The sequence below is a fragment of the Caballeronia sp. LZ016 genome, from assembly GCF_031450805.1.
In the GTDB taxonomy this organism is placed as follows: Bacteria; Pseudomonadota; Gammaproteobacteria; order Burkholderiales; family Burkholderiaceae; genus Caballeronia.
The window spans coordinates 2,375,138-2,392,662 of the sequence record NZ_JARTVY010000001.1; the positions used below are offsets into that span (position 1 = coordinate 2,375,138).

Here is a 17,525-nt window from a genome sequence, read left to right on the forward strand (position 1 = left end):
CCGCCGCTTTAGAGAAAGGATGCCCGCCTGATGGCTTTCGGTTCACTCAAGGTCCCTCTTCCGCTTCATCGACGCCACGCGCGTCTCGCGTTGGCCCTCCTCGTGTCGACGACCAGCGCGCAGGCGACGGTCGCGGTGCTGCAACCGCCGCGGGAAGCCGCCGCGGCGCAACCGCTCGAACTGACGCTGCTTTATACCGACGACGATACGAAGCCGCTCACCATCGACGTGCCGAAGCAACTCACCGTGCAACTGACCAACGGCGACTTGCCGGCCGAGCCGCTGGCCCTTCAGCGCGATGCCGCGACGCCCGACCGCCTGCGCCTCGCGCCGGGGCAGTATCGCCGGGTGCGCTATTCGGCGCCGTGGCCCGAGTCGGCGCGCGGCACCGTCAAGATCGATCCGGTCGGCTCCGATGTATCGCCGATGCTCGTCACGCTGAACCGCGGCGAGAACCAGACGCAGGTCGTCGCGGCAGAAAAGCGCGAGGCGCAGGCGGCGACGCCCGCGCAACTGGCGAGCGCCGCCGCGCAGGCCGATACGTCGTCCGCAACCGTCGATACGATGCTCGCGGGCCGCTTCTCGACCTTCGAGCCGATCTATTTCGCCGACGGCAAGAACGGCGACAACCTCGCCAAGTTCCAGTTCAGCTTCAAATACCGGCTGCATCTGCCCGACGATCCGCGCTCGCGCGGCTTCCTCGACAACCTGTATTTCGCGTACACGCAGACGTCCATCTGGAACCTGTCAGCGCCGTCCGCGCCGTTCCGCGACACGAGCTATCAGCCGCAAGTGTTCTATTCCGTCGACGACACCGGCTGGAAGAGTCCGCTCTTCTCGCGCATGGGCGTGGCGGCGGGCATCGGGCATGAATCGAACGGCAAGAGCGGGGACGACTCGCGGGCGATCAACATCGCGTTCGTGCGTCCGACGTGGGAGTTTGGCGATGTCACGCGCAATCACCTGACGCTGTCGCCGAAGTTTTACTACTACCTGTCGAAGAGCGGCAACGAGGACATCGCCGATTATCGCGGCTATGTGGACTTTCTCGTGAAGTACGGCAGCCCCGATGGCTGGCAGCTCGCGACCACGCTGCGCAAGGGCACGAAGCACTGGTACGGCAGCATCGATTCGAACGTGACGTATCCGCTCGCCAAGCTGTTCGGCAGCGCCTGGGGTGGCTACGTCTTCGTCAGCTATTTCAACGGCTACGGCGAGGACATACTGGATTACAACCAGCGCCATCACTGGATCGCGCGGATAGGCTACAGTATCGCCCGCTGAACCTTCTTTCACCGACTTCTCCGCTCATGTCTTCGATCCTCCACGACCTTCCCGACAGCCCGTGCATCGGCGTCTGCTCCACGCTTTTCGACGACGTCTGCAAGGGCTGCGGCCGCACGGCGGGCGAAGTATCGAATTGGGTGTTTCTCAGCGACGACGAGAAGCGCGCGATCTGGGAGCGCATCACGCGCGAGGGAACGGCGATGCGGTTCAGGAACGACAAGCTGTGACGCAGCCTAGATCACCATTTTGAGCGGCGAGCCTTTGGAGGCCGCATCGATACGCGCGGCGAGGCGCGGCAGATTGCATGTCGGCACGCGCGGAAACAGGTGATGCTCCATGTGCATGAAGATGTTATAGCTGACGAGTGAGCGTAACTTGCCCCGCACCGTGCGCGACCTGGCGAGCGCATCGTCTGCATCGTGATGCACCGCCCAGACCGCGAAGAAGGAGGTGAGGCACTGGCCCATTGCCATTGCGATGACGTGATACTTCAGGAACGCGCAATCGAAAACACCGAATACGAGCGCGATCCACGCCACGTTCGCCACCGTCTCCGCGATGATCCACGCACGCGTGCGCTGATCGGCCTTGCGGATCGCGTTGCGATAAAGGCATAAAGGGAATAGCGGCCCCATCGAAATCGCCTGCCACCACGGCATGTACGCGCTGGCCGCTTCGAGGTCGTCCGGTCCGAGGGACTTGGCGTGGTGGCGAAGGTGATTGTATTTCACCGAATGCATCGCGCCGAGCAACAGCACGCTCATTACGAACATGAGGAGATCCGTCGCCCTTCGCGATACGCCGAGCGCACCGTGATACGCGTCGTGCACCTGTCGAGCGCCGGTCAGAAAGAACATGAACGACAAGCCGAGCGCGACGACGATCCACCCCCGGTAAGCCGCGAACCAGGATGCCAGCAGCCAGGGCAGCGGAATCGACAGTTCGCGGAGACTTTGCATCCGGGTGAGCGGCACCAGGTCTTTCCATTCGACGGCACGCAGCCAGTCGGGCCGCTGCATTGCAGCGTTGGGTGTGGCGGCCGAGTTGTCCCCCGCCACCCGGCGCTTTCCGCGCTTCACGAGCGATTCGCTCCGACTGCAAGCAGAGATGCTCATTTATCAAGACTCCTGTGCATATGGCGGCAAGTCGATACGCGACATGCGTCGCTCGACGCCGTTTCGAAGTATGCATGCAGGCAGAAAATACAGCCGGGGCATGGACGCTTTATTACGTTGACCGGAAGCAAATTCGCGGACCGCAAACGAAAAAGCCGCACATCGTGCGGCTTTTCCTTGAATTACGACTGAAACAGCGAGACCGTTACTGAATCCCCTGGCTCGCCAGAAAATCCTCGTAATTGCCGCCGAAGTCGCGCAGCGTGCCATCGGTACGGACTTCGATGATGCGATTCGCCAGCCCGCTCACGAACTCGCGATCGTGCGACACGAAAATCAGCGTGCCCTCGTACTTTTCCAGCGCGATCTGCAGCGATTCGATCGACTCCATGTCCATGTGATTGGTCGGCTCGTCCATCAGCAGCACGTTGTGGCGGCCGAGCATCAGCTTGCCCCAGATCATGCGGCCCTTCTCGCCGCCCGACAGCACCTTCACGTTCTTCCGAATGTCGTCCGCATTGAAAAGCAGCCGGCCGAGCGTGCCGCGCACCATCTGGTCGTCGTCGCCTTCCTGGCGATACTGATCAACCCACTCGGTCAGCGTTTCGTCCTTCGGGAACTCTTCGTACGTGTCCTGCGGCATGTAGCCGACGTTGGCGTTCTCCGCCCACTTGACCGTGCCGCCGTCCAGCTCGACGGCGCCCTTCAGCGATTTCAGCAGCGTGGTCTTGCCCGCGCCGTTCTCGCCGATGATCGCGATGCGCTCGCCCGGCTGCACGCTCAGATTGAAATTGTGGAAGATGGTCCGGTCGTATTTCTTCGTGATGCCGTCGGCCACGACCGCGATGTTATGCAGCTTCTTCTCGAAGTCGAAGCGGATGAACGGATTCTGCCGCGACGACGGCTTGAATTCCTCGATCTTGATCTTGTCGATCATCTTGAGACGGCTGGTTGCCTGACGCGCCTTGGACTTGTTCGCCGAGAAGCGGCGCACGAAGTCCTGCAGGTCGGCCACGCGCTCCTTCGCCTTCGCGTTCGCGGCCTGCTGACGCTCGCGCGCCTGCGTGCTGGCGAGCATGTAGTCATCGTAGTTGCCCGGATACACCTTCAGCGTGCCGTAATCCATGTCCGCCATGTGCGTGCAGACCTGGTTCAGGAAGTGCCGATCGTGCGAGATGATGATCATCGTCGAGTTGTACTGGTTCAGCACGTCTTCCAGCCAACGGATCGAGTTGATGTCGAGGTTGTTGGTCGGCTCGTCCAGCAGCAGCACGTCCGGCTTCGAGAACAACGCTTGCGCGAGCAGCACGCGCAGCTTCCAGCCGGGCGCGACGTTGCTCATCGGCCCGTTGTGATCGGCGATATTGATGCCGATGCCGAGCAGCAGTTCACCCGCGCGCGCTTCGGCCGTATAGCCGTCGTACTCGGCGAACTTCGCTTCGAGTTCGGCGGCGCGCATGTAGTCGTCGTCGGTGGCGTCGGGGTTCGCGTAGATCGCGTCGCGCTCGGTCATCGCGGCCCACATTTCCGTGTGGCCCATCATCACGACATCCAGCACGCGCATGTCTTCGTACGCGAACTGGTCCTGGCGCAGCTTGCCGAGCCGCACGTTCGGCTCGAGCATGACGTTGCCGGAACTCGGCTCCAGATCGCCGCCGAGGATCTTCATGAAGGTCGACTTGCCGCAGCCGTTCGCCCCGATCAGTCCATAGCGGTTTCCTTCGCCGAACTTGACCGAAATGTTCTCGAAGAGAGGCTTCGGCCCGAATTGCATGGTGATATTGGCGGTAGACAGCACGGCGCGTCCTTTGAATGATGTACGACGAAAAACCTGAGATTTTAGCAGCTTTTAGCCGCGATTTCCGGCGCGGCCGCGCGAGTCCGGCCGTTCACGGAGCGCACGCGCCAAACATGACTGAACGCGGCGCCAAACGAGGCATCAAAAGCGGCATCAAAACCGGCGCGGGGCGCGGCCCTCGTCGAACCGCGCCCCGCGCGCCGCGCCGAATTGGCGAACCGAACGCTCAGGTGCGCTCGGCGATGAACGCTTTCACGACGGCTGCGTCCGCCGCAACGATATCGAACCGCTGCGGCAGTTTTTCAAGGCCGACGAACGCCGCCGGGCGTTCCGGCTCGCGACTGAGCGCCTCCCGTATGGTCTCGCCGAATTTGATGGGCTGCGCGGTCTCGAGCACGATCATCGGCACGCCGGGTTTGAGGTTCTCGCGCGCAACCTTCACGCCGTCGGCTGTGTGGGTGTCGATCATCGTGTCGTAGCGCTCGAACACGTCGCGGATGGTCTGCACGCGATCGTCATGGCCGCTCTTGCCCGACACGAAGCCGAATTCCCTCACGCGCGGGAAATCGCCGCTCGCCGTCAGATCGAAGCCGCCCTTCTCTTCGACATCGCGGAAAAGTTGAACGACGCGCGCCGGATCGCGGCCCAGCAGGTCATACACGAAGCGCTCGAAGTTCGACGCCTTCGAAATGTCCATGCTCGGCGACGTCGTGTGATACGTCTCCGCCGCGCCCCGCACCCGATACACGCCGGTGCGGAAGAATTCGTCGAGCACGTCGTTTTCGTTCGTGGCGACGACGAGCTGGTCGATCGGCAGCCCCATCATCCGCGCGATGTGTCCCGCGCACACGTTGCCGAAGTTGCCCGAGGGCACCGTGAACGACACGCGCTCGTCGTTGCTCTTCGTCGCGGCGAAATAGCCCTTGAAGTAGTAGACGACCTGCGCGACAACGCGCGCCCAGTTGATCGAATTGACCGTGCCAATCTTGTGCTTCGCCTTGAACGCGTGATCGTTCGACACCGCTTTCACGATGTCCTGGCAGTTGTCGAAGTTGCCTTCCACGGCCAGATTGAAGATGTTTGGGTCCTGCAGCGAGAACATCTGCGCCGTCTGGAACGCGCTCATTTTCTTGTGCGGCGAAAGCATGAAGACGCGCACGCCGGCCTTGCCGCGCATTGCGTATTCGGCGGCGCTGCCGGTATCGCCCGATGTCGCGCCGAGAATGTTCAGCGTTTCGCCGTGCTTCGCGAGCGCGTACTCGAAGAGATTGCCGAGCAGTTGCATCGCCATGTCCTTGAAGGCGAGCGTCGGCCCGTTCGACAATTCCAGCAGCGACAGCGGCGCACCGTTCTCGACGCCGAGGGTCTTCAACGGCGTGATCTGCACGGCGGCTTCTTCGTGGCGCACGTTGCTGTAGACCTGTGCGGTGTACGTCTTGCGCGTGAGCGAGCGCAGGTCGTCGGCGGGAATGTCGTCGCTGAATCTGGACAGCACTTCGAACGCGAGGTCCGCATACGACAGCGTGCGCCAGCGCGCGAGTTCATCGGCGGACACGCGCGGGTACTCGGCGGGCAGATAAAGACCGCCGTCTTTCGCGAGGCCGCCCAGCAGGATGTCGGAAAACGTGTGGCGCTCGTTCATGCCGGCGCCGCGCGTCGAAATGTAGTTCATGTCGCGTACCTGTTTAGTGCAGCACTGCCATGCGCAGCTTCGTGACCTTCGAGACGACCGTGGACAGCGCTTCGATCTCCGCGATCGCCGCGTTCGCGTTCTTTTCCACCGTCTCGTGCGTGATGAGGATGATGTCCGTCTCGCCCTTGTTGCCGCCGTCGACCTGTTCGGATTCCTTTTGCAGGAGCGCGTCGATGGAGATGCCCTTGTCCGCGAGAATGCGGGTGATGTCGGCGAGCACGCCGGTCACGTCGGCCACGCGCAGGCGCAGGTAATAGCCGCTCGTGATGTCTTCGATTGGCAGGATCGGCGTGTTCGACAGGCTGTCGGGCTGGAAAGCCAGATGCGGGACGCGATGCTCCGGATCGGCCGTATGCAGGCGTGTCACGTCGACGAGGTCCGCGACCACGGCGGAGGCCGTCGGCTCCGCGCCCGCGCCCTTGCCATAGTAGAGCGTCGTGCCGACGGCATCGCCCTGAACGACGACCGCGTTCATCGCCCCTTCGACATTGGCGAGCAGGCGCTTTTCCGGCACGAGCGTCGGATGCGTGCGCAACTCGATGCCCTTCTCCGTGCGCCGCGCGATGCCGAGCAGCTTGATGCGATAACCGAGCTCGCCCGCATAGCGAATGTCGATGGCGGCCAGCTTGCTGATGCCTTCCACATACGCGCGATCGAACTGCACCGGCACGCCGAACGCGATCGCGCTCATGATCGTGACCTTGTGCGCGGCGTCGACGCCTTCGATGTCGAAGGTCGGGTCGGCTTCCGCGTAGCCCAGTTCCTGCGCGCCCTTCAGCGCGGTCGCGAAGTCGATGCCGCGGTCGCGCATCTCCGACAGAATGTAGTTCGTCGTGCCGTTGATGATGCCCGCGATGGCCTCGATGCGATTCGCCGTCAGCCCTTCGCGCAGCGCCTTGATGATCGGAATGCCGCCCGCGACGGCCGCCTCGAACGCGACCATCACGCCCTTGGCGCGCGCCGCTTCGAAAATCTCGGTGCCGTGGACCGCGAGCAGCGCCTTGTTCGCCGTCACGACATGCTTGCCGTTGGCGATCGCGCGCAGCACGAGTTCGCGCGCGAAGCCCGTTCCGCCGATCATTTCGCACACGATGTCGATGGAGGGATCGTCGACGACGGCGTGGAAGTCATCGGTGATCGCGACGCCCGCCGCGCCCTGCGCCTTCGCCGGCGTGCGCACGGCAATGCGCGAGATTTCGATGCCGCGGCCCGCGCGCCGTTTGATTTCTTCCTGATTGCGCCGCAGCACCGTGAACGTGCCGCTGCCTACCGTGCCGAAGCCCAAGAGTCCTACTTTGATCGGTTCCATACTGCGCGAGTCTTTAGAGAGAGATTAAGCGGAGTGCCGTTTGCGATAGCCGTCGAGGAAGCGCGCGATGCGGTTGACCGAATCGGCCAGATCGTCGACGTTCGGCAGGAAGACCACGCGGAAGTGGTCCGGCGTCGGCCAGTTGAAACCCGTGCCCTGCACCAGCAGGACGCGCTCTTCGAGCAGCAGGTCGGTGATGAACTGCTGGTCGTCGGCGATGGGGTACATCTTCGGGTCGAGCTTCGGAAACATGTAGAGCGCGGCCTGCGGCTTCACGCACGTAACGCCCGGAATGGCCGTGAGCATCTCATACGCGAGGTCGCGCTGCTTGAAAAGACGCCCGCCCGGCACGATCAGGTCGTTGATGCTCTGATAGCCGCCGAGCGCCGTCTGAATGGCGTACTGGCCGGGCACGTTCGGGCAGAGCCGCATGGACGCGAGAATGCCGAGCCCTTCCAGATAGTCCCTGGCGCGCCGGCGATTTTCTTCGATGAGCCCGGAAATCGCCATCCAGCCCGCGCGATACCCGCACGAGCGATAGCTCTTCGACAAGCTGTTGAACGTCACCGTGATGACGTCTTCGGAGAGCGCGGCCATCGACGTGTGCGTCTTGCCGTCGTACACGATCTTGTCGTAGACCTCGTCGGCGAAGACGATGAGCCCGTGTTCCCGCGCGATGCCGATGAGTTCCTGCAGCAGCTCGTCCGAATACAGCGCGCCGGTCGGATTGTTCGGGTTGATCACGACGAGCGCCTTCGTATTCGGCGTGATCTTCGCGCGAATGTCGTCGAGGTCGGGCATCCAGCCGTTGCCCTCGTCGCACATGTAGTGGCGCGGCGTGCCCGATGACAGGCTCACCGCCGCCGTCCACAGCGGATAGTCCGGCGCGGGGAGCAACACCTCGTCGCCGTCGTTGAGCAGCGCCTGCATCGCCATGACGATCAGCTCCGACGCGCCATTGCCGATGTAGATATCGTCCAGTTCCACGCCCGTCACGCCCTTTTGCTGCGTGTAGTGCATGATCGCCTTGCGAGCGGCGAAGACGCCCTTCGAATCCGAATAGCCCGAGGAGCCCGGCAGGTTGCGGATCATGTCCTGAATGATCTCGTCCGGCGCTTCGAAGCCGAACGGCGCGAGATTGCCGATGTTGAGCTTGATGATGCGATGCCCTTCTTCCTCGAGGCGCTTCGCGTGTTCGAGCACGGGTCCGCGAATGTCGTAACAGACGTTTTGCAGCTTATTGGATTTGAGGATCGGTTTCACGGCGGGCGGCTCTGATGATGGACGAATACGGTGCGGTTCTTGCGGCGTGCGTTCGGCGCAGCTCGCCGCGGCTTGCCGGGGCCTGCCGCGACGATACGCGCGGACGCCGGCGCACCGCTTGGAAGTATCGACGAAAGCGGGTGAAACGGGGTTGTGCGGAACCGACACGGCCGGGATTATCGCGCCTTGCGGCGCTCGCGGATGACGCCTCGCCAGATAGGGCGCGGGCGCTGCCGGCCGGATTGCGTGTCGATGGCGGCTTGTGGCGGCAGGCGAGCGCAACGGTTGCCGCGCAAGCAGACCGTGCGGCCGGAAAGTTATAATTTACCGATTATGGCCCGGTTCCGCAATGCACCAAAGCGCGGCGCGAAGTCTGCCGCGCGGCCTTGTTTGGCAGCCGTGTCCGCCCTTCTTCTCTTGCCGGATCTTCGTTTTGAAACTTCATCAGGAATCGAGCGGCGCACTCAATACGATCACGAGCTACGGAGACGGTTTCGTCGCCATCAATCTGCAGCGGCACGAAGGCAGCGTCATCGTGATCCCCGATGCGCCCGTCGCCGACTGGCCGGTTTCGTCGTTCGACGCGCTCACCCCCGAACATTTCGAGGTCCTCGTTCAGGCCGCGCCGGAAGTCGTGATCTTCGGCAGCGGCGGGAAGCTGCGCTTTCCGCATCCGCGCCTCGTCGCGCGGCTCGCGAAGCACCGCATCGGCGTGGAAACGATGGACTTCGGCGCGGCCTGCCGCACGTACAACATTCTGATGTCCGAAGGGCGGCGCGTCGCCGCCGCGCTGCTGATCGAAGCGTGACGGGATAAGCAGCGTGCCGATAAGCGTCCGTTAAGGCGCCATCGGCGACACTCGCGCGGCGCGGGCGGACGCCGTCCGATCCGGTCCAGTGCGCCAAAATGACGAATCGGGGTCAGGCGTGCGATACACTCCCGCCCGGCGTGCGTCACGCGCCCGTGCCGAGGCACGTGCGCGGCGGCGCGACGCCCCTTTCACCGGGCTTTCCGCTGGTTTCCCGTTGCTTTCCGTCGCGCTTCCCACTTCGAGCGCCGTGCGCGGAAACTTGCGCCGCATTTTCGTGCCTGAGGATGCGGAACGCGCGGGTCGCGCCCTGGCAGGCGGGCACGGCAGCGTCAAACAGCCCATCTCGATTCACTAGCGCCGCATCGCGGCATCGGACAGGTCGACTTCATGAACGATACGCCTTCGCGGCTACCGCTCACACGCCTTTCGCTCACGCTTCTCGTCATCGCGCTCGCGATCGTCTGGTTCGCGCCGCTCGGGCTGCGCCATCTCGTCCCGAGCGACGAAGGCCGCTACGCCGAAATGGCGCGTGAGATGTTCGTCACCGGCGACTGGATCACGCCGCGCTACAACGGCTACAAGTATTTCGAGAAGCCGCCGCTGCAGACCTGGGCGAATGCGCTCACGTTCGCATGGTTCGGCATCGGCGAATGGCAGGCGCGTCTCTATACGGCGCTGACGGGTTTCGCCGGCGTGCTGCTGATCGGCTTCACCGGCAAGCGCGTGTTCAACGCGATGACGGGCTTCGCCGCCGCGGTCATCCTCGCGACGTGCCCGTACTGGAGCCTGATGGGCCACTTCAACGCGCTGGACATGGGCCTTTCGTTCTGGATGGAGCTCACGCTCTGCGCGCTGCTGCTCGCCCAGCGCCCCGGCCTGCCCGCGCGCCACGTGCGCCTCTGGATGTGGCTCTGCTGGGCCGCGATGGCCGCCGCGGTGCTGTCCAAAGGGCTCGTCGGCCTGATCCTGCCCGGCGCCGTGCTCGTCCTCTATTCGATCGTTTCGCGCGACTGGGCGCTCTGGAAGCGCCTCTATATCGGCAGCGGGCTGATCGTCTTCCTGATCGTCGCCGCGCCGTGGTTCGTGCTCGTGCAGATGAAGAATCCCGAGTTCTTCGACTTCTTCTTCATCGTGCAGCAGTTCAAGCGCTATCTGACGCCCGAGCAGAACCGCCCGGGCCCCTTCTATTACTTCGTGCCCGTGCTGATCGTAGGCTTTCTGCCGTGGCTGTCCGTCGTGGTGCAGAGCGTGCGCCACGGCGTGAAGACGCCACGCCAGCCCAACGGCTTCGCGCCCGTCACGATGCTGCTCGTCTGGTCCGCGTTCATCTTCCTGTTCTTCAGCGCGTCGCATTCGAAGCTGCTGTCGTATGTGCTGCCGATCGCACCGGCTATCGCGCTCGTCATCGGGCTGTACTTGCCCTCGCTCACGAAGAGCCAGTACCGCATGCATCTGATCGGCTATGCGGTGTTCCTGATCGCGGCGGCGTTCGGCGCGATTTTCATCGGCCGGGCGGGAAGCGCGGGCACGCCGAACGCGTTGTATCGCGCATTTCAGGTCTGGGTGTATGCGGGCATCGCGGTTGCGTTCGTCGTGACGGTCTTCGCGCTCTGGCTGAACCGGCGCAGCGTGCTGGCGGGCGCGGCGGGGCTCGGCGCGGCGTGGCTGCTGCTCGGCACGATCGCCGGCACCGGGCACGACGTCTTCGGCGCCGAGAGTTCCGGCGTGAAGCTCGTGCCGGCCGTGAAAGCCGCGATGGCGAAGCTGCCGCCGGACACGCCTTTCTATTCGGTCGCCAAGCTCGATCACACGATGCCCTTCTACCTCGGCCGCACGATGACGATGGTGCAGGAAGCCGACGAACTGAAGTTCGGCGTCACGACCGAGCCGCAGAAGTGGCTTCCGACCATCGACGAGTGGGTGCGGCGCTGGAACGCTGATCGTTACGCGCTCGCGCTGCTGCCGCCCGCGCGCTACGACGAGATGCTCGCGCGCGGCGTGCCGATGCAGGTCATCGCCCGCGACGCGCGACGCGTCATCGTGGAGAAGCCGCAGCCGTGACGGCGCACATCGCTCGCGCCGGCATCAGCCATTGAACCGAGTATCCTTATTGTCCAATCGATGAATCCGATTTCCTTCACTTGCATCGTCATCGGCGTATTGTTGAACGCGTGCGCCCAGTTGTTGCTCAAGGCCGGCGTCAATGCCGTCGGCCATTTCGATATGACCCCCGCGAACATCGTGCCGGTCGGTTTCAAGATTGCGACGCAATGGCCCATCATCGGCGGACTCGCGTGCTACGTGATCAGCGTCGTCGTGTGGATCGTGGGACTGTCGCGGGTCGACGTGTCGGTCGCGTATCCGATGCTCTCGCTCGGCTACGTCGTCAACGCTTTCGCGGCATGGTATTTGTTCGGCGAAGTGCTGTCGGTGCAGCGGCTCGTCGGTATCGGCATCATTCTCGTCGGCGTGGCCGTGCTCGCGCGCGGCTGATTCCCGTTTCACTCCCTTTTTGTTAAGCAGACATTCCATGACTCAGACCTCGCGGCCGTTCCTGCCCTTCGTCAAGCCTGAGATCGACGAGGAAACCATTCAGGGCGTCGTCGACGTGCTGCGTTCCGGCTGGATCACCACCGGCCCGCAGAACCAGCAATTCGAAGCCGAGTTGTCGGCGTATTTCGGCGGCCGTCCGGTGCGCGCATTCAATTCCGGCACCTGCACGATGGAAATCGCGCTGCGCATCGCGGGCGTCGGTGCGGGCGACGAAGTCATCACCACGCCGATGACGTGGGTCTCGACCGCGAACGTGATTCTCGAAGTCGGCGCGACGCCGGTCTTCGTCGATATCGATCCGCTCACGCGCAACATGGACCTGAACTTGCTTGAAAAGGCCATCACGCCGCGCACGAAAGCGATCATGCCCGTTTATCTCGCGGGCCTGCCGGTGGACATGGACCGGCTCTACGACATCGCGCGCGCCCACAAGCTGCGCGTGATCGAAGACGCGGCACAGGCCTTCGGCTCGACGTGGAACGGCAAGCGCATCGGCTCGTTCGGCGATCTGGTGTCGATCAGCTTCCACGCGAACAAGAACGTGACGTCGATCGAAGGCGGCGCGCTCATCCTGAACAACGAGGACGAAGCGGAACTCGCGCGCAAGTACCGGCTGCAGGGCATCACGCGCACGGGCTTCGACGGCATGGACTGCGACGTGCTCGGCGGCAAGTACAACCTGACCGATGTCGCGGCGCGCGTCGGACTCGGCCAGTTGCGGCAGGTCGAACGCTTCACGGAAAAGCGCCGGGAACTTGCGCGCGCCTACTTCGATGCGTTCGAAGGCGGCGCGGCGGTCCGGCTCGGCGTCGGGCTGCCGCCGCGCAATTTCACCGACAGCAACTGGCACATGTTTCAGATCGCGCTGCCGCTCGACAGGCTGGAACTGACGCGCGCGCAATTCATGGAGCAACTGAAGGAGCGCGGCGTCGGCGCGGGCGTGCACTATCCGGCGCTGCATCTGTTTTCGCTGTATCGCGCGCGCGGCTTCTCAGAAGGCATGTTTCCGCACGCCGAGCGATACGGCGCATCGACGGTCACGCTGCCGCTCTTCACGCTGATGAGCAAGGACGATGTCGCGCACGTCGTGAAGTCGGTCGACGAAATCTGCGCGCAGCATGGCCTCAACCGTTAATGAAATGCACAGGAAATGCACAGCCACATGAGTCATACGGAGTTTCCGGCGAATTCGCCCGAAGTCTCGATCGTCATTCCGGTGTACAACGAGGCGGACGGTCTCGCCGCCCTCTTCGAGCGCCTGTACCCGGCGCTCGATGCGCTCGGCACGTCGTATGAAGTCATCTTCATCAACGACGGCAGCCGCGACAAGTCGGCGGCGCTGCTCGCCCAGCAGTTCCACGTGCGTCCGGATACCACGCGCGTGATCCTTCTCAACGGCAATTACGGCCAGCACATGGCGATTCTCGCGGGCTTCGAGCAATCGCGCGGCGAGATCGTCGTCACGCTCGACGCCGACCTGCAGAATCCGCCCGAAGAGATCGGCAAGCTCGTCGCGAAGATGCGCGAAGGCTACGACTACGTCGGCACGATCCGCCAGCAGCGCCAGGACAGCCTGTGGCGCAAGAAGGCGTCGCGCGCGATGAACCGCCTGCGCGAGCGCATCACCAAGATCAAGATGACGGACCAGGGTTGCATGTTGCGCGCATACAGCCGGCACATCATCGACACGATCAACCGGTGCGGCGAAATCAACACGTTCATTCCCGCGCTCGCGTACACCTTCGCGCAGAACCCGATCGAAGTGGACGTGGCGCACGAGGAGCGCTTCGCGGGCGAATCGAAGTATTCGCTCTATAGCCTCATTCGCCTCAACTTCGACCTCGTCACCGGCTTCTCGGTCGTGCCGCTGCAATGGCTGTCGTTCATCGGCGTGATCCTCTCGGTCGGCTCAGCCGGACTCTTCGTGCTGCTGCTGATTCGCCGCTTCATGTTCGGCGCGGAAGTTCAGGGTGTGTTCACGCTGTTCGCCATCACGTTCTTCATGCTCGGCGTGATCATCTTCGCGCTCGGGCTGCTCGGCGAATACATCGGCCGCATCTATCAGCAAGTGCGCGCACGGCCGCGCTATCTGGTGCAGACCATCCTCGAACAGCGCGACGGCCTGCCCGTCGCGGACCAGCCGATGCAGACCGTGATGCGGCCGGTCCAGCCGGTTGCGGCCGTCGTCAGCCGCGAGGACAACGGCCGATGAAGCCGCGCGCCGTCGTTTTCGCCTATCACAACGTCGGCGTGCGCTGCCTGCAGGTGCTGCTCGCACGCGGCGTCGATGTCGCGCTCGTCGTCACGCACGAGGACAGCGCCACCGAGAACATCTGGTTCGGCAGCGTCGCGCAGGTCGCGGCGGAGCATGGCATCGACGTCATCACGCCCGCCGATCCGGCGTCGCCCGACGTGCACGCCGCCGTCGCCAAAGCCGCGCCCGACTTCATCTTCTCGTTTTACTACCGGCACATGCTGCCGGTGACGCTGCTCGCGCTCGCCCGGCGCGGCGCATACAACATGCATGGCTCGCTGCTGCCGAAGTATCGCGGCCGCGTGCCGACCAACTGGGCGGTCATCAACGGCGAGACGGAAACCGGCGCGACGCTGCACGAGATGGCGGCGAAGCCCGACGCCGGCGCCATCGTCGCGCAGACGCCCGTGCCGATTCTCCCCGACGACACCGCCGCCCAGGTCTTCGATAAAACCGTGGTCGCCGCCGAACAGACGCTCTGGCGCGCGCTGCCCGCGCTACTGGCCGGGGAAGCGCCGCATCTGCCGAACGATCTCTCCGCCGGAAGCTATTACGGCGGACGCAAGCCGGAGGACGGGCGCATCGACTGGACGCAGCCCGCGCAGCGCGTCTACAACCTGATTCGCGCGGTCGCCCCGCCCTATCCCGGCGCGTTCACGGATATCGACGAGCATCGCTTCATCGTGGCGCGCGCGCGCCTCGTGTCCGAAACCGGCGCGCCCGGCGTGCCGGCGCACAAGCTGGCCGAACTGCGGAGTTTGCCGCCAGGCCTAAGGGTGACGGATAATGCGCTGTTTGGCGTCTGCGGCGACGGCCGCGTGATCGCCGTGCACGAACTGCGCCATCGGCTGCTCGACGCCGCTTCGCAACCCCTGGGCGAAGAACGCGCTATCGATCCCGCCGAATTCGGCCGACTCATTCAATCCACTCGTCATTCATGAAAAAAGTCCTCATCCTGGGTGTCAACGGCTTTATCGGCCATCACCTGTCCAAGCGCATCCTCGAAACCACCGACTGGGAAGTCTTCGGGATGGACATGCAAACCGATCGCCTGGGCGAGCTCGCGAATCACGAGCGGATGCACTTCTTCGAAGGCGACATCACCATCAACAAGGAGTGGGTCGAGTATCACGTGAAGAAGTGCGACGTGATCCTGCCGCTCGTCGCCATCGCCACGCCCGCGACCTACGTGAAGCAGCCGCTGCGCGTGTTCGAACTGGACTTCGAGGCGAACCTGCCGATCGTGCGTTCGGCCGTGAAGTACGGCAAGCATCTGGTGTTTCCGTCGACTTCCGAGGTCTACGGCATGTGCACTGACGAGCAGTTCGACCCGGAGAACTCCACGCTTTCCTACGGCCCCATCAACAAGCCGCGCTGGATCTACGCGTGCTCGAAGCAGCTCATGGACCGTGTGATCTGGGGCTACGGCATGGAAGGTCTCAACTTCACGCTGTTCCGTCCGTTCAACTGGATCGGCCCGGGCCTCGACTCCATCTACACGCCGAAGGAAGGTTCGTCGCGCGTGGTCACGCAGTTTCTCGGCCACATCGTGCGCGGCGAGAACATCAGTCTCGTCGATGGCGGCGCGCAGAAGCGTGCGTTCACGGACATCGACGACGGCATCGGCGCGCTGATGAAGATCATCGAGAACAAGGGCGGCGTAGCCACGGGCAAGATCTATAACATCGGCAATCCGACGAACAACTTCTCGGTGCGCGAGCTCGCCAACAAGATGCTGGCGCTCGCGAACGAGTTCCCCGAATACGCCGAAACCGCGAAGCAGGTGCAGCTCGTCGAAACCTCGTCGGGCGCGTACTACGGCGCAGGCTATCAGGACGTGCAGAACCGCGTGCCGAAGATCGACAACACGATGCAGGACCTCGGCTGGGCACCGCAAGCCACGATGGACGACGCCCTGCGCAAGATCTTCGAAGCGTATCGCGGCATCGTGGGCGAGGCGCGCAAGCTGGTCGAACAGGCCGATCAGAACTGAGGCCGGCGCGTGGCTCGCATCGTCCTTAAGATCGACGTGGATACGCTGCGCGGCACGCGTGAAGGCGTGCCCAACCTCGGGCGTCTGCTCGACAAGTACAGCGCCCGTGCGACCTTCCTGTTCAGCCTCGGCCCCGATCACACCGGCTGGGCGCTGCGCCGCGTGTTCCGGCCGGGGTTTCTGAAGAAGGTGTCGCGCACGTCGGTGGTCGAGCACTACGGCATCAGGACGCTCATGTATGGCGTGCTGCTGCCGGGGCCGGATATCGGCAGGCAGGCGGTATCGGAGATGCGCGCGATCCACGAGGCCGGCTTCGAATGCGGCATTCACACCTGGGATCACGTGTACTGGCAGGACAACGTGCGCGCACGCGACCGCGCGTGGACCGTCGCGCAGATGCAGCGGAGCCATGCGCGCTTCATCGAGATTTTCGGCGCACCGCCCGTCACGCACGGCGCGGCAGGCTGGCAGATGAACGGCTACGCGTTCGAGCAGATCGACGCATGGGGCATGCGCTATGCATCCGACGGACGCGGGCATACGCCGTATATCCCGGTGCTGGATGGCCGCACGCTCGATCACATCCAGATGCCGACCACGCTGCCGACGCTCGACGAAGTGCTCGGCGTGGATGGCGTCGACGTGAGCAACGTCGCGGCGCATCTCTTGCGGCATACGATGAACAACCCGCACGATCAGGTGTTCACGCTGCACGCGGAACTCGAAGGGCAGAAGCTCGCGCCGGTGTTCGAGCAGTTGCTCGCCGGCTGGCGTGCGCAGGGACACAGCTTCGCCACGATGGGCGACTATCATGCGACGCTGGATCGCGCCACGCTGCCCTCGTATCCGGTGACGTGGGGCGAGATTCCCGGCCGCGCGGGCGAACTCATCGTGCAGCCGGGCTGAACGAGCGTTATCGAAGCGCCGCGCGCCCCGTTCCACAAGAATCAACGACAAAGGAGAAACCTACGTGCCAGTCGCAGTCGGCCAGCCCGTTCCCGATTTCACCGCGCCCGCAACGGGCGGCGAGTTCACGCTCTCGAGCCTGCGCGGCCAGAAGGTCGTGCTGTTCTTCTATCCGAAGGACAACACGCCCGGCTGCACGACGGAAAGCCTCGGCTTCCGCGATAGCTACGAGCAGTTCAAGGCCGCGGGTGCGGAAATCGTCGGCATCTCGCGCGACAGCGTGAAGTCGCACGACAACTTCAAGGCGAAGCTGGAGCTGCCGTACACGCTCGTCTCCGATTCCGACGAAGCCATCTGCGCGCTGTTCGACGTCATCAAGATGAAGAAGATGTATGGCAAGGAAGTGCGCGGCATCGAGCGCTCGACCTTCCTCGTGGACGCCGACGGCGTGCTGCGCCGCGAGTTCCGCGGCATCAAGGTGCCAGGGCACGTAGAGGCCATCGTCGAGGCTGTACAAGCGATTTGAGGCACGTTATATTGGTT

General features: G+C 63.8%; 16 protein-coding genes. 11 read left to right on the top strand and 5 right to left on the bottom strand.

Features of this window, described 5'->3' with window-relative positions; all coding sequences use genetic code 11:
* Positions 1-30 precede the first annotated feature (30 nt).
* Both P9220_RS11250 and P9220_RS11255 read left to right on the top strand, forming a co-directional pair.
* Positions 31-1,284, top strand: a complete 1,254-nt coding sequence (locus P9220_RS11250) for a phospholipase A (RefSeq protein ID WP_309764914.1) — start codon at positions 31-33, stop codon at positions 1,282-1,284.
* Positions 1,285-1,310: 26 nt separating this feature from the next.
* Positions 1,311-1,514 (top strand): DUF1289 domain-containing protein, encoded by a 204-nt coding sequence (locus P9220_RS11255; RefSeq protein ID WP_309764915.1) that lies wholly within the window; start codon positions 1,311-1,313, stop codon positions 1,512-1,514.
* A gap of 6 nt (positions 1,515-1,520) precedes the next feature.
* Here the strand turns inward: P9220_RS11255 and P9220_RS11260 are convergent, their stop codons facing one another.
* The 5 genes from P9220_RS11260 to P9220_RS11280 all read right to left on the bottom strand — a co-directional run bounded on the left by P9220_RS11260 (position 1,521) and on the right by P9220_RS11280 (position 8,465).
* Positions 1,521-2,402 carry a fatty acid desaturase gene (locus P9220_RS11260; protein ID WP_309764916.1) on the bottom strand — a complete coding sequence of 294 codons (882 nt, stop codon included), beginning with the start codon at positions 2,400-2,402 and terminating at the stop codon, positions 1,521-1,523.
* A 205-nt stretch (positions 2,403-2,607) separates the two neighbouring features.
* Positions 2,608-4,200, bottom strand: coding sequence for an ABC-F family ATPase (locus P9220_RS11265; protein WP_309764917.1), 1,593 nt, complete (start codon positions 4,198-4,200; stop codon positions 2,608-2,610).
* Positions 4,201-4,426: 226 nt separating this feature from the next.
* The gene (gene thrC, locus P9220_RS11270; protein WP_309764918.1) at positions 4,427-5,872 is read right to left on the bottom strand and encodes a threonine synthase; all 1,446 of its coding nucleotides are present in this window, start codon (positions 5,870-5,872) and stop codon (positions 4,427-4,429) included.
* Between the two features lie 13 nt (positions 5,873-5,885).
* Positions 5,886-7,202: a homoserine dehydrogenase gene (locus P9220_RS11275; RefSeq protein ID WP_309764919.1), complete on the bottom strand. Its 1,317-nt coding sequence runs from the start codon at positions 7,200-7,202 to the stop codon at positions 5,886-5,888.
* A 24-nt stretch (positions 7,203-7,226) separates the two neighbouring features.
* Entirely contained in the window at positions 7,227-8,465 is a 1,239-nt protein-coding gene (locus tag P9220_RS11280) for a pyridoxal phosphate-dependent aminotransferase (protein WP_309764920.1), read from the bottom strand.
* A gap of 433 nt (positions 8,466-8,898) precedes the next feature.
* On the opposite strand from P9220_RS11280, the gene P9220_RS11285 reads away from it, so the two are divergent.
* The 9 genes from P9220_RS11285 (at position 8,899) to P9220_RS11325 (ending at position 17,508) form a co-directional block, all read left to right on the top strand.
* Complete coding sequence (locus tag P9220_RS11285) at positions 8,899-9,273, top strand: Mth938-like domain-containing protein (protein ID WP_309764921.1); 375 nt, start codon at positions 8,899-8,901, stop codon at positions 9,271-9,273.
* A 390-nt stretch (positions 9,274-9,663) separates the two neighbouring features.
* Entirely contained in the window at positions 9,664-11,337 is a 1,674-nt protein-coding gene (locus P9220_RS11290) for a glycosyltransferase family 39 protein (RefSeq protein ID WP_309764922.1), read from the top strand.
* A 60-nt stretch (positions 11,338-11,397) separates the two neighbouring features.
* Positions 11,398-11,769, top strand: coding sequence for an SMR family transporter (locus tag P9220_RS11295; RefSeq protein WP_309764923.1), 372 nt, complete (start codon positions 11,398-11,400; stop codon positions 11,767-11,769).
* A 37-nt stretch (positions 11,770-11,806) separates the two neighbouring features.
* Positions 11,807-12,964: a DegT/DnrJ/EryC1/StrS aminotransferase family protein gene (locus tag P9220_RS11300; RefSeq protein WP_309764924.1), complete on the top strand. Its 1,158-nt coding sequence runs from the start codon at positions 11,807-11,809 to the stop codon at positions 12,962-12,964.
* 27 nt (positions 12,965-12,991) lie between these two features.
* Complete coding sequence (locus P9220_RS11305; RefSeq protein ID WP_309764925.1) at positions 12,992-14,041, top strand: glycosyltransferase; 1,050 nt, start codon at positions 12,992-12,994, stop codon at positions 14,039-14,041.
* On the top strand, positions 14,038-15,024 hold the full coding sequence (locus P9220_RS11310) for a formyltransferase (RefSeq protein WP_309764926.1): 987 nt from the start codon (positions 14,038-14,040) through the stop codon (positions 15,022-15,024). Before P9220_RS11305 ends, P9220_RS11310 begins: the two co-directional genes overlap by 4 nt.
* Entirely contained in the window at positions 15,021-16,076 is a 1,056-nt protein-coding gene (locus P9220_RS11315) for a bifunctional UDP-4-keto-pentose/UDP-xylose synthase (protein ID WP_309764927.1), read from the top strand. Before P9220_RS11310 ends, P9220_RS11315 begins: the two co-directional genes overlap by 4 nt.
* 9 nt (positions 16,077-16,085) lie before the next feature.
* A complete protein-coding gene (locus tag P9220_RS11320) occupies positions 16,086-16,982 on the top strand; it encodes a polysaccharide deacetylase family protein (RefSeq protein ID WP_309764928.1) in 897 nt (298 codons plus the stop codon).
* Positions 16,983-17,046: 64 nt separating this feature from the next.
* Positions 17,047-17,508, top strand: a complete 462-nt coding sequence (locus P9220_RS11325) for a peroxiredoxin (RefSeq protein WP_309764929.1) — start codon at positions 17,047-17,049, stop codon at positions 17,506-17,508.
* The last annotated feature ends 17 nt before the right edge of the window (positions 17,509-17,525 follow it).

Coding starts and splice junctions, on each gene's coding strand:
- P9220_RS11250 (WP_309764914.1), top strand. CDS start 31: ATGGCTTTCGGTTCACTCAAGGTCCCTCTTCCGCTTCATCGACGCCAC.
- P9220_RS11255 (WP_309764915.1), top strand. CDS start 1,311: ATGTCTTCGATCCTCCACGACCTTCCCGACAGCCCGTGCATCGGCGTC.
- P9220_RS11260 (WP_309764916.1), bottom strand. CDS start 2,402: ATGAGCATCTCTGCTTGCAGTCGGAGCGAATCGCTCGTGAAGCGCGGA.
- thrC (WP_309764918.1), bottom strand. CDS start 5,872: ATGAACTACATTTCGACGCGCGGCGCCGGCATGAACGAGCGCCACACG.
- P9220_RS11275 (WP_309764919.1), bottom strand. CDS start 7,202: ATGGAACCGATCAAAGTAGGACTCTTGGGCTTCGGCACGGTAGGCAGC.
- P9220_RS11290 (WP_309764922.1), top strand. CDS start 9,664: ATGAACGATACGCCTTCGCGGCTACCGCTCACACGCCTTTCGCTCACG.
- P9220_RS11295 (WP_309764923.1), top strand. CDS start 11,398: ATGAATCCGATTTCCTTCACTTGCATCGTCATCGGCGTATTGTTGAAC.
- P9220_RS11300 (WP_309764924.1), top strand. CDS start 11,807: ATGACTCAGACCTCGCGGCCGTTCCTGCCCTTCGTCAAGCCTGAGATC.
- P9220_RS11305 (WP_309764925.1), top strand. CDS start 12,992: ATGAGTCATACGGAGTTTCCGGCGAATTCGCCCGAAGTCTCGATCGTC.
- P9220_RS11310 (WP_309764926.1), top strand. CDS start 14,038: ATGAAGCCGCGCGCCGTCGTTTTCGCCTATCACAACGTCGGCGTGCGC.
- P9220_RS11315 (WP_309764927.1), top strand. CDS start 15,021: ATGAAAAAAGTCCTCATCCTGGGTGTCAACGGCTTTATCGGCCATCAC.